General features: G+C 63.8%; 10 protein-coding genes. 4 read left to right on the top strand and 6 right to left on the bottom strand.

What is annotated here, in order from left to right; genetic code table 11:
* Window positions 1–37: 37 nt before the first annotated feature.
* From DV532_RS11960 to DV532_RS11935, 6 genes are all read right to left on the bottom strand, one after another.
* On the bottom strand, window positions 38–1,318 hold the full coding sequence (locus tag DV532_RS11960; protein ID WP_056796972.1) for an OprD family porin: 1,281 nt from the start codon (window positions 1,316–1,318) through the stop codon (window positions 38–40).
* Between the two features lie 46 nt (window positions 1,319–1,364).
* Entirely contained in the window at window positions 1,365–2,681 is a 1,317-nt protein-coding gene (locus tag DV532_RS11955; RefSeq protein WP_056796952.1) for an MFS transporter, read from the bottom strand.
* Window positions 2,682–2,748: 67 nt separating this feature from the next.
* Complete coding sequence (locus DV532_RS11950; protein WP_056796949.1) at window positions 2,749–3,273, bottom strand: gamma carbonic anhydrase family protein; 525 nt, start codon at window positions 3,271–3,273, stop codon at window positions 2,749–2,751.
* Between the two features lie 12 nt (window positions 3,274–3,285).
* Window positions 3,286–4,476, bottom strand: a complete 1,191-nt coding sequence (locus tag DV532_RS11945; protein ID WP_056796945.1) for a CaiB/BaiF CoA-transferase family protein — start codon at window positions 4,474–4,476, stop codon at window positions 3,286–3,288.
* Window positions 4,477–4,499: 23 nt separating this feature from the next.
* Complete coding sequence (locus DV532_RS11940; protein WP_056796943.1) at window positions 4,500–5,417, bottom strand: hydroxymethylglutaryl-CoA lyase; 918 nt, start codon at window positions 5,415–5,417, stop codon at window positions 4,500–4,502.
* Window positions 5,418–5,515: 98 nt separating this feature from the next.
* Entirely contained in the window at window positions 5,516–6,427 is a 912-nt protein-coding gene (locus DV532_RS11935; RefSeq protein WP_056796939.1) for a LysR substrate-binding domain-containing protein, read from the bottom strand.
* 320 nt (window positions 6,428–6,747) lie between these two features.
* On the opposite strand from DV532_RS11935, the gene DV532_RS11930 reads away from it, so the two are divergent.
* Genes DV532_RS11930 through DV532_RS11915 form a run of 4 tightly spaced genes read left to right on the top strand, consistent with a single transcriptional unit; the run spans window position 6,748 to window position 12,297 of the window.
* Window positions 6,748–8,076: a hypothetical protein gene (locus tag DV532_RS11930; protein ID WP_056796936.1), complete on the top strand. Its 1,329-nt coding sequence runs from the start codon at window positions 6,748–6,750 to the stop codon at window positions 8,074–8,076.
* Window positions 8,077–8,108: 32 nt separating this feature from the next.
* Window positions 8,109–10,346 (top strand): Ig-like domain-containing protein, encoded by a 2,238-nt coding sequence (locus tag DV532_RS11925; protein WP_056796933.1) that lies wholly within the window; start codon window positions 8,109–8,111, stop codon window positions 10,344–10,346.
* A gap of 15 nt (window positions 10,347–10,361) precedes the next feature.
* Window positions 10,362–10,835, top strand: coding sequence for a curlin (locus DV532_RS11920; RefSeq protein ID WP_056796930.1), 474 nt, complete (start codon window positions 10,362–10,364; stop codon window positions 10,833–10,835).
* Window positions 10,836–10,851: 16 nt separating this feature from the next.
* Window positions 10,852–12,297, top strand: coding sequence for a curlin (locus DV532_RS11915; RefSeq protein ID WP_056796927.1), 1,446 nt, complete (start codon window positions 10,852–10,854; stop codon window positions 12,295–12,297).
* The last annotated feature ends 93 nt before the right edge of the window (window positions 12,298–12,390 follow it).

Below are 12,390 nucleotides of genomic sequence, written 5' to 3'. Positions count from 1 at the left end.
CGACACAAGGCCGCTCCCACAAAAAATCGGGTAAGCATCAGAATTCGAACGTGTACCCCACGATCACCCGGTTTTCATCGGCCGCATCGGCAAAGTTCGAACGCATGCTCGCATTGCGCCAACGCAGCGACACATTCCTCAATGGCCCCGATTGCACCACGTAGCTGATATCCGTGGTCCGCTCCCACTCCTGCCCTTCCCCACCCTGAGCGGCCAGCGCCCTGCCCTTGGCACTGGCTATGCGCTGCGGGTCCACCTGGTCGCCCTTCACATAGCGCACGTTGAAGGTGAGCCCCGGGAGGCCCAGCGCGGCGAAGTTGTAGTCATAGCGCAGCATCCAGGCCCTTTCCTTGGCCAAGGCGAACGTGCTGACCTGCTGTTCACTGAACAGGTAGGTATCAGTGCCACCCACGTAAGCATATGCCGTATCGCCGTGGCCTTTCTGATAACCGCCGCTGAATGTATGGCCCTGAACGCTGTAGCCTACATGGGTACTGAGTGTCTGGTTGTCGACCTCGCCCAGCAACGCCCGGCCCTGCTCACGTGCATTGAACCAGCGCCACTCGCTGAACACCTCCCCGGCCCCCAGGCCGGCCTTGAACTTGAACCCGGCAAAGTCGCGGTGAAACAGGTCCTCGAGTTCGCTGGTGTGCAAGCTCAACGTCAGGTTGGCCAACGGCTGGTAATCGACCCCGGCATAGTACAGCCGGTCACTGGTGACCGTTGCCGAGTAGGCGCCTTGCTGCGCCATGGCCGTCAGGTCCTCATAGTCGGTGGAATCACGCAGCTTGGTGGCATCCACCTGTAGCAAGGTGAAGGTAAACCGATCCAGGTCCTTGCTGACCAGTTGCGCACCGTTGAACCACTGGGGGAACAGCCGGCTGTTGTTGGACGCCAGCAATGGCAGCTGCGGGCTCAGGCCACCGACTCTCAGCTCGCTCTGCGCCAGCCTGGCCTTGAGGGTTGCCACGGCCTTGGCGTAGTCATCGGCCGCGCGTTTATCGGCACCACGGGGCAGCAGGCCGGTGCCGCTGCGCTCGGGCGAGGAGTCGAGCTTGAGCCCCAGCATACCGGCTGCGTCGAGGCCGAAGCCGACCACGCCCTCGGTGTAACCAGACTGCAAGCGCAACATGAAGCCCTGGGCCCATTCGCCGCGCCGGGATTGCGTGGCGCTGTCGCCGTGAAAGTCGCGGTCGAAGTAGAAATTGCGCAGTTCCAGGCTGCCTTTACCGCCCTCGATAAAACTGGCCTGGGCAACCTGGCAGGCGCAGCAAAGCGCCGCGAGCATTAGCGCTGCTCGCCGGGAGTGGACAATGATCATGGGTGTGCCTTGTTCTTGTTGTTGTTCGTAGACTCGGCGCCAATCAGCTTCGGGGGTTGCGCACGTAGCGCATCACCACCAGGCAAGCGATCAGGATCAGCGGTGCAATGGCGAGCATGCCCATGTAGGTACTGCCAGTGACATCGTTGATCTTGCCCACCATCACCGGTGCGACGATGCCGCTCAGTTGCCCCACCGAGTTGATCGCGGCGGTGCCGGTGGCAATCGCCAGGCCCGAGAAGGTCGACTGCGGGATGGTCCAAAAGATCGGGATGGCGATGAAGGTACCGGCGGTAGCCAGCACCAGTGCGGCCATCATCGCCACCGACGAGTCGGACAACAGGCACGCCAGCAGGTAGCCCACGGCAGACGCGAGCAGGCAATACACCAGGTAACGCTTGCGCTCACCAGTGCGGTCGGAGCGACGGGTCAGCAACACCATGCCGATGCAGGCCACTGCGTAAGGCAATGCCGACAGTACGCCGACCCAGAGCATGTCCTGCACCCCCGAGGACTTGATCAGGTGTGGCATCCAGAAGTTGAGGCCGTAGGACGCGGTTTTGACCACGTAGTAGATGAACGCCATGATCGCCACTTCCCGGGTCAGCAGCACCCGCCAGAGCGAACCGAGGATGGGCTTTTCCGTGCGCTTGTCCTGGGCCAGGTTTTCCATCAGCAGGTCCTTCTCTTCGCGGCTCAGCCATTTTGCCGCTTCGATATCGCGGTCGAGCTTGTACAGCACCAGTACACCTAGCACCACGCAGGGCAAACCGGACATCAGGAACAGCCAGTGCCAGCCGGCCAGGCCCAGCACGCCGTCCAGGGTGCCCAGCAAAAAGCCTGCTGCCGGGCCACCTACCGCACCGGCCAGCGGCACCGCCAGAAACCACAGGCCATTCATCTTCGCCAGGTGCTTGCGCGGGAACCAGCACGCCAGGTAGAACAAGATCGCCGGGCCGAAGCCGGCCTCCATCACGCCGATCAAAAACCGCAGGAAGTACAGGGTGTACTGGGTGTAGGCAAACACCAGGGCAGCGGTCGCCAGGCCCCAGGACACCATGATCCGGCAGATCCAGGCCGGCGCCCCATAGCGCTTCAGGCCCAAGCTGCTGGGCACTTCGAACAACACGTAGCCGACGAAGAACATGCTCGCGGCCAGCCCATAGGCGGCGTCGCTCAGGCCCAGCTCCTGCTGCATCTGGGCCTTGGCGAAACTGATGTTGATGCGGTCGAAGTAGGAAAACAGGAAGCAGATGATGGCCAGGGGCATGATGCGCCAAGCCACGCGGCGGTACAGCAGCAGTTCATCGATGTGGTTGGCGTTGCGCTCACGCGCCAGTTCGCCGGTCATGGCAACCATGGTAGATCTCCATTCTTGTAATTATTGGAGAGCAGCGACGCTACAGCGGGCGCCGCTTGCAAGGTTTTCAACGGATGCGCGTGAGTTTTGCCTTGAAGGCCTGGCCCTTGCCGACGTACTCAGCGGCGTTGCGCTGCATACCGGCGATGGCTTCGGGCGTCAGTTCGCGCACCACCTTGGCCGGTGCCCCCAGGATCAGCGAGTTGTCGGGGAACACCTTGCCTTCGGTGACGATGGCACCGGCACCGACCAGGCAGTTTTTGCCAATCACCGCACCATTGAGCACCACCGCCTGAATACCGATCAGTGCGCCGTCACCGATCGTGCAACCGTGCAACATCGCCTGGTGGCCGATGGTCACGCGCTGCCCCACGGTTAGGGCAAAGCCTGGGTCGGCATGCAGCACCGCGCCCTCTTGCACGTTGCTGTGCTGGCCGATGCGGATCGGTTCGTTGTCCCCACGCAGCACCGCCTGGGGCCATACACTGACGCCTTGTTCAAGGGTAACGGCGCCGATCACAGTGGCATCTTCGGCAACGAAGGTTTCCGGGTGCACGTGCGGCGTGAGCGTATCGTACTGGTAGATCGCCATTTCAAACTTTCCTCAGGCCACGTCGTCAGTCTTCAGCACACCGGCCGCACACAGCTCGGCAATGTGCGCATCGCTATAGCCCAGGTCACGCATCACCTGATGGGTATACTCGCCAATGCGCGGTATCGCCCGGCGCGGTTGCAGGCGTTGGCCGTCCAGCGACAGTGGCAGCAAGGGCATCGGCGTGTGGCTGCCGTCTTCCAGTTGCAGCTCGGCCATGCCACCGCTCTGCTGCAGGTGCGGGTCATCGAACAGTTCTTCTGGGCGGCGAATTGGTGCGAAGGGAATGCCGTTGGCTTCCAGTTGCAGCGCCAGTTGCCCAGCATCCAGCGGCGCGAACACCTCGGCCAGGTGCGCCAGCAGCCGTGGCCGTTGCATCACCCGGTCGTTATTGCTGGCCAGCGTCGGGTCCTCGAGCAAGGCGGTCTGACCCAGTACCTGGCACAGCGCATGCCACTGGCCTTCGCCGGTGGCAGCGACGAACATCTGCTCGCCGCCGGCGAAGCTGAACACGTCGTAGATGGCCCAAGCGCTGATGCGGTTAGGCATCGGCGCCGCCGCCTCGCCGGTGACCACGTATTGCTGCATGTGCTGGGCCGCCAGCAATACGCAGTTCTCGTACAGGGCGCTTTGCACCTCGCGGCCGTTGCCCGTGCGGTGGCGCTCGTTGAGCGCGGCCAGCACGCCAATGGCGCCGAACATGCCGCCCATGATGTCGTTCACCGAGCTGCCCGCGCGCAGCGGGCGGCCCACCGGCCCGGTCATGTAGGCCAGGCCGGCCATCATCTGCACCACCTCGTCCAGCGCTAGGCGGTTGTCGTAGGGGCCGCTGAGAAAACCCTTGTGCGAGGCATAGATCAGCCGTGGGTTGCGTTGGCGCAGTGCGGCGTAGCCCAGGCCCAGCTTGTGCATCCGCCCAGGCTTGAAGTTCTCGATGAAAACGTCGGCGGTGTCGACCAGTTGCAGCACGGCCTCGCGGCCTTCGGGCGTTTCGACATCCACGGCAATGCATTGCTTGTTGCGGTTGAAGGTGCGGAAAAAGCCCGCCCCCGCCCCCAGCAAGCGGCGCGTGCCGTCACCGTGCAGGGGTTCGATTTTGATCACTTCGGCGCCAAGGTCACCGAGGATCATGCCGCAGGTCGGGCCCATGACCATATGCGAAATCTCGACGACACGAATGCCGTCCAACGGAAGTTTGGACATCGTGGTATTCCTCGTTCGGGCGCTCAGGCGTGGGGGAAGTTCAGCGGTAGCCCGGCGCGGGCGATGCAGCCGTACAACGGTTCGCCCGGCAGCGCTTGGCTCAACACCTGGCGCGATTCGATCAGCGCTGGCAGGTCGATACCGGTGGCGTAGCCCATGCTCTGCAGCATGAACACCAGGTCTTCGGTGACCGTGTTGCCCGAAGCGCCTGGGGCGAATGGGCAGCCGCCCAAGCCTGCCAGGGAGGCGTCCAGTTCGCGGATGCCTTGCTGCACGGCGACCAGGCTGTTGGCCAGCGCCAGCCCGCGGGTGTCGTGAAAATGCGCGGCCTGGAGTTTGTCGCCGGCAATCGCCCGCACCGCCTGGATCACCGTTGCCACTTGGCCTGGGTTGGCGTAGCCGGTGGTGTCGCCCAGCGAGACAAGGTCGCAGCCCGCCTCGAGTACTTGCTGGGTCAGCGCGCACAAATCGGCCAGTGGCACGTCACCCTGGCGGGTGCAGCCGAAGGCAACCGACATGCCGGCCACTACCTGCACATGGTGCAGGCCCATGCCCGTGCGCAACTGGCACATGCGCCCCAGTTCCTCGACCATTTCCATCGGCGTGCGGCGTACATTGGCCAGGCTGTGCGCCATGCTGACCGATACCGGGGCAACGATGCGGTGAGCGCCGGATTCGAGCGCGTCCCTGGCGCCGCGAAGGTTTGGCGCCAGCACGGTAACCTGCAGGCCCGGGTACGTCAGGGCGTGGGCCACCACCTCGCGGGCATCGGCCATTTGTGGCAGCAGGCGTGCCGGCACGAACGAGGCGACTTCCATGTGGCGCACGCCGGCCGCGTAGGCAGCGTCGATCCAGCGGCGCTTGGCGGCCGTCGGCATGATCGCCTGGAGGCTCTGCAAGCCATCGCGCAGGCCAACTTCGTTGATTGTTATTGTTGTCATCACGGTCTCTCTGTCTCAAGCGTTGCGCCAGACTAAGAGCTGGATGGCGGCTAGAAAAGACGTGTTTTACGGGCTGATCCATCGTCAGCCACGATGGATCAGCCCGCTGCCTGCCAGGCCGGTGCGCGCAGCAACAGGTGATCGAGCAGGCGCCGCGCCGACAACGACAACGTGTGCCGGTCGCGCATGCAGATGACGAACTCGCCCAGCGCCCAGTCGTCGGTAAGCGGGATCACCCGCAGGTCGAACAACGCCGCATAGCGGGCCACGGCTTCTTGAGGGAATACCGCCAGGCCCAGGCCGAACTGCACCAGGCGGTACGCTGCGTCGAACGACGACACGTACGAACGAAAACGCAGCTGCCGGCCAGCCTGTTCAGCGCTCTTGCGCATGAAGGTGTTAAGCGTGGCGAAGGCCGACAGGCCAAGATGCTCGTAGCTAAGGGTTTCTGCAAAAGCAACCTGGCTATGCCCAGCCAACGGGTGGTCGGCACCGACCACCACGGCCAGGTGGTCCTGACGGTACGGCACGAACTCCAGGTCGCCTACCGCCATGGATTTGCGGCAAATACCCAGGTCTGCGCTGCCCTCCGCCACACCGCGTACCACATCGGGGCTGAAACGCTCTTCGATATCAACCTGAATCAGCGGGTGTTCGAGCATGAATGCCGACAGTTCCTCGGGCAGGAACTCCATGATCGAAGAGACATTGGCCAGCACCCGCACATGGCCACGGGCGCCCTCGGCGTATTCGCTCAGTTCGCTGTCCAGGCGCTCCATGGCGCGGGTCATTTCCCGGGCATGGCGCAGCAGGGCCAGCCCGGCCGGGGTGGGTGCCACGCCGCGCTTGCTGCGGCTGAGCAACTGGGTAGCGAAACGCGCCTCAATGTCCGAGAGGCGCTTGCTGACGGCGGACGGCGCCATGAACGCCCGTTCGCCAGCGCGGGCGATGGTGCCTTCTTCGCAAACGATGATGAACAGGTTCAGGGACAGCGGGTCGAGGGGCTGCATGCTTGGCTTGGCTCGGCTGGGCAGTTGGACGGGCCGCTGCAATGTAGCACGCAGGCGCTGACTTGCCCGCCAACAGCGGTGCCCTCAGTGCCATGCCTGGGGTTACCGCAGGCGTCAGGAGTGGGGCGCCACGACCAGCCCCAATCCCCAACCTTGGGGCAACGGGGCCCACAGGCAAATGCCTGGAAAATCCCCGTGCAGAAATTTGCATCCCTTGCCCGGCAAGGCCTGCACCGCTTTTTTTACAGGTTGGCACACCTATTGCCGATCTCCTCCCAGACGCCCCCAGTCCATGGGCCCGTTTGCAGGAGGAAATACTCATGCACCGACCGATACCCCACCCGCTGGCAGTAGCGATTTTCGCCGGTCTGCTCCAGCTCCCGGCGCAAGCCGCCTTGAATGCTGTTGACCAAGCCGCCTACGTCCCCGCCAATGGCGGCTTCCCCGCCTGGTACCAGGACAGTCACGGTCGTGCTCTCGACCTGTGCCTGACCAAGGCGGTCAGCTCTCGTGTACCTGGCGCCCCCGGCGCGCCGTCGTACATGTGCACGCTGCTGCCTACCCCCGGTGTGTTCGACGACACGCAACCCATTGTCTTCCCCACCAACTTCCCTGACGAAGCGTTCTGGTTCACCGCCGACGCCGCCATCGTCGACGCCGCCCGCGGTATCGACCTGGGCTACGGCACCGCCATCGAAGCGGCATTTGCTGCCGAAGAACCGGTTGACGGTGACCAGGTCAGCTTCGCCCGGGTGCGCATTCGGGTCGATGTACCCACCGCCGGTACCTACGTGATCACCCACCCCTACGGCGTCGAAGTATTCGATGTACCCGCCGCCGGGCGCAGGGCGATCAACATGACCCGCGACATCGGCATCGCCGGCGCTGGCGACTTCACCGGCGCCCTCAAAGGCGACGTCGGGCCGTTCCTGCGCAGTGTCAACGGCCCCTACACCGAAGGCAACGAGCGTTTCATCGGCGACCCGAACCTGGAAGAGCGGGTAACCGGCAGCCCGTTCAACACCAACTATGTACGCATCGAAGGCCCCGGTGGCATCGACCTGCGCACCGAACTGTTCTCGATCTCGGGCAAACTCTCGACCGTCGCGCTGCCGACCCCGCTGATGCCACAGCGCAGCACCTATTCGCGGCACACCGAAAACGGCGACCTGCGGGCCCAGCAAGACATCTTCGTGATGGCACCACCGCCACCGGCCACCGCCACCCTGACCAGCCAAACGCCAAACCTCAACCTCACCGAGGCCAATGGTACCGGCGCCTGGTACGCCCAGTCGGCCCTGAACCCGGCCGCTGGCACGATAGTGACGCTGACCGCCGACAACAGCGTGGCGATCCCCACCAGCAGCCTGACCACCCGCAACGTACCGCTAACCGACCTGGTCACCATTACCCAGGCCCAGTACCGCCTGTCCACCGGCGAGCTGACCCTGGTCGCCAGCACCAGCGACGAAACCACCCCGCCGGTCCTCACGGCGCACACCGGCAACGGCACGGTCATCGGCAACTTGAGCGGCAGCGGCGCAGTGAAGTCGTTGATCACCGGCCTCACACCGATACCGCCAGCCAAGGTGCAAGTGACGAGCACCAACGGCGGTAGCGACACCGAAGACGTGGTGCTGGTGCCATGAACAGACAAAGGCTCAGCCTTCAAGGAGGCAGCATGAACACTTGGTCGCGCCGTGCGCTGTTCGCCGCCGGTTTCTCCCTCACCGTTACCAGCGCCGCCTTTGCCGCGCTGTCTGATGTCGACCCGGGCCCCTATACCTTTGCCACCGGCGGCTACCCCATGTGGTACAAGGACAGCCTTAACCAGTCCTTGGAGCTGTGCCAGTCACGGGCCACCAGTTCGCGGGTTCCCGGTGCGCCGGGCGCACCGTCCTACATGTGTACCCTGCTGCCCGAGCCGGGCATCTACGACGACACCCTGCCGTTGGTGTTCCCCGACAACTGGCCCCCGGAAATGTTCTGGTTCCTGGCCGAGGCCACCATCCCAGCGGTGGGCAACAGCGGCTATGAACTGGATGCCTACGTTGCCGGTATAGAAGCGGCGTTCGCCGCAGAAAACCCAGTCGATGGCGACCAGCAGAGTTTCGCTCGCATCCGCATCCGGGTGTCGGTGCCACGTGCCGGTACCTACACCATTACCCACCCCTATGGCGTAGAAACGGTCAACGTCACCACGCCGGGGCGGCGCGCGATCAACATCACGCGTGACATCGGCATCGGCGCACCGGGCAACTTCCGTGGCGCGCTCAACGGCGCCGTCGGGCCATGGCTGCGCGGTGTTGGTGGGCCCTACCCGGAAGTCAACCCGGATACCGGCGCAACCGAAACCTTCATCGGCGACCCGAACCGGCCCGAAGCGGTGCTCGGCAGCCCATTCGACACCAACTATATCCGCATCGACGGCCCGCCTGGCCGTATCGAGACCTCGTTGTTCACGGTCTCGGGCAAGGTGCTGGACGAACGTGCGCAAACGCCGGCTACCCTCGAACGCGCCACTTATTCACGCAACGGCAGCGGCACCCGCGTAGAAGTGTTCGCCAAAGCCCCTAAAGAGGCCAGCGTGTGCATGCGCAATGGCCTGGCGCTGATCGGCACCCCACCTTCGCCGTGCCAGTTCGACTTGATCCCCGACGACCGTGGGCTGTTCTTCACCCAGCAATTCAGCCAAGACCCACCGCCGCCAGTGGTGGTCGTCACCGCCAGCAACAGCATAGGTGGCACCCAGCCGACTGCGCTGTCGAGCAAGCTCACCGACGTGGTCAAAGTCAGCACCGCACGCTACGAGTGGGCGAGCAAGCGCTTAGTGATCGAAGCCCGTTCCAGCGACGAAGTGTCAGTGCCCGACCTGCTCGCCCAGGGCTACGGCCGCCTGTCCAAGGGTGGCGCGCTGCAGACCCTGACCGTCAACGACGTGGCCCAACCACCGGCCACCGTTACCGTCAAGTCGGCCCATGGCGGCAGCGACGTCGAACCGGTGATCGTGGTCGGCAACGCCCCGGTCGAAGCGGCCAACCAGCCACCGCTAGCCCAGGCTGATGTCGGCAGCACCAGTGTCGGTATCCCGATCACCCTCAACCTGCTGCAGAACGACAGCGACCCAGACGGCAATGTGCCGCTGACCATCAGCGACCTCACTCAACCCGGTACCGGCCTTGGCGGTGTGGTGATGAACGGCACCACCTCGGTCACCTACACCCCGCCAGCTGGGGCTACGCAAGCGCTGGTGGCCACCTTCAATTATCAGGCGGTGGACGCCAAGGGCCTGAAGTCGGAACCGGCAACGGTGACCATCAACGTCGCGCCTAACCAGGCACCGACCGCAAACCCAGAAACGGTCGCCACCCTGGGCGTGCCATTGACCATCAACGTGCTGGCTAACGACACCGATCCGGAAGGCAACCTGCCGCTGACTGTCGTCGCGGCCTCCCTCACCCCACCGACCGGAGGCCGGGGCACGGTGAGCACCGACGGCACCACCATTACCTACACCCCACCAGCCACGGTAACGGCGCCGTTCACCACCACCTTCACCTACCAGGTGCGTGACTCGCTGGGGGCGCTGTCCAACCCCGGCACCGTCACTGTCAACGTATCGCCGAAACCCGCCGCCGAAACCTTCACGGTCACCGCCGCCACGGTCTCAGCCCGCTCCAACAACCGTTACAACTGGGACATCAGCGGTACCTCGTCGGTAACCACCGGCAACACCGTCACCGTGCGGGTGACTACGACCACTGGTGTGCAGACCCTTGGCACCGCCACGGTACCGGTGACCGGCCGCTGGCGCCTGGCGGTCAGCAACAGCACCACGGTGATCCCGACTGCCGCGCCGACGGCGACGATCACCACCAGCCAAGGCACCACACGCACCGTCAACGTCGTCGTGCAGTAAAGGCTGGAGGCTGCGATGAAACGCCTGATTCCCTTGCTGCTCAGCCTGGCCCTGGCGGGCCAGGCCAGCTGGGCCGACGACCTGATGGACAATGCCGACCTCGCGCCCGGCAACGACCTCGGTGAACCGGTAATCATCCGTCTACTGCCGGTCGGCGCCGGCCAGGCCGCGGTGATCGAGCAGCAAGGGTCGGGCAACCGTGCCGCCCTCGACCAGAACGGCCAGGCTCTGCTGGGCCGCATCGTCCAGGCCGGGGGTGCACAGGAAGCGTACATCTTGCAGGAAGGTAGTGACCTGATGGCCATCATCCGCCAACAGGGAAATGGCAACAGCGCGTCGATCCGTCAGAGCGGCAGCAGCAACAGCGCTGCCATCGAGCAGATCGGCAACGACAACAGCGCCAGCATCGTGCAGTCCGGCACAGGCCTTAACAGCTCCGTGACCCAGACCGGCAATGGCCAGCATGTTCAGATCACCCAATACCGATAGACCTGGAGGCACCACCATGTACAAGCTCGCTCCCTTAAGTGCCGCTATCGTCCTGGCCCTCGCAGGTCAGGCCATGGCTTCTGACAGCACCTCGTCCCAGACCCAGGACGGCAAGGAAAACATCGCCGAAGTCAGCCAGTCCCTGGCACCTTTCGCTTCGGCCACTCAAACCCAGACCGGCAAGGGCCACAACCACCTGGCGGTGCAGGACAACAGCACCAGCGACATCCAGCAGAGCGCCACGGGTTCGTACAACGCCGGCTACGCCGAGCAGTTGTACGAAAACGGCAGCCAGATCACCCAGCAAGCCGGGGGCACTTACAACGACGCCTTCGCCAGCCAGTCCCTGGGCCTGAACAACCAAGCGCTGCAAACCCAGCAAGGTGCCGAAAACGCCTCGACCGTGTGGCAGGACAGCCAGGAAGGCAGCAAGGCCACCACCTTGCAGTCTGGCCAGCGCAACGAAGCCTTTATCGAGCAGACCTTCGGTGGCAGCAACAACAAAAGCACCCTTAACCAAAACGGCCAAGGCAACTATGCGGCCGCCGAGCACCTGAACCAGGTCGATGGCGACATCCAGGTCTACCAGGACGGTCACGACAACTGGGCTTATGGCGACCAACGCGACGGTACTGGCGGCACCATCGGCATTGGTCAGTACGGTGGCGGCAACTCGGTGGAAGTGTGGCAGGACACCCAGGTCGGCAGCCAGGCGTCCGGGACCCAGTCGGGCCAAATGAACGAAGGCTATATCGACCAGAGCTTCGGCATGAGCAACAAGGTCAGCCTGTCGCAACAAGGGACCGCCAACGCCAGCTGGTCGGACCAGTTCGAGACCAACAACTCGAACACCACCATTACCCAGACCGGCAGCAACAACCTGCACTTCACCTACCAGAACGGTGAAAACCTCAACCTCACCATCAATACCAAGGGCGACGGCAACAGCGTTACCGCCAGCAACTGGAAGGGCGCCAAGATGGGCGGCCAGTTCGGCACCAACCAGAACGCCACCATCAACCAAAACGGCAGCGCCAACAGTGCCAACCTGACCCAGAACGGTGACAACCAGCTGGCCACACTGACCCAGAAAGGCAAGAGCAACCAAATGTCGACCAAGCAGGCCGACAGCAACAACGAGCTGTACTTCGAGCAGAACGGCACCGACAACATCCTGGTCGCCGACCAGCGCGGGACCGACAACTATGCCTACGGCAATAGCCAGGGCAACAGCAACTCCATCAGCTTGGACCAGTCCGGCTACAGCAACCAGAGCTATACCAACCAGCTGTACGGTAGCGGCAACGAAGCCACTATCAAGCAAACCGACAGTATCAACGTCGCCTACGTGACCCAAGGAGGTCAGGGCAACAAGGCGTTCGTCGACCAGAGCGGTATCGCCCAAACCGCCACTATCAGCCAGCTGGGCAGCGCGAACCTGGCTACTGTGACCCAGAAGTAAACGTCTCCCCCTTGAACCGCGGTGCTCCTCTCCCTGGTGCCGCGGTTCCTTTTTTCTTGGACCTACAGCGTTTTTCTTCTGCCCTACTCGCGG

Origin of the sequence: Pseudomonas sp. Leaf58, from assembly GCF_003627215.1 — a bacterium.
Lineage (GTDB): Bacteria > Pseudomonadota > Gammaproteobacteria > Pseudomonadales > Pseudomonadaceae > Aquipseudomonas.
The sequence above is the reverse complement of the archived record's forward strand: the minus strand, read 5'-3'. Positions and strand labels throughout refer to the sequence as shown.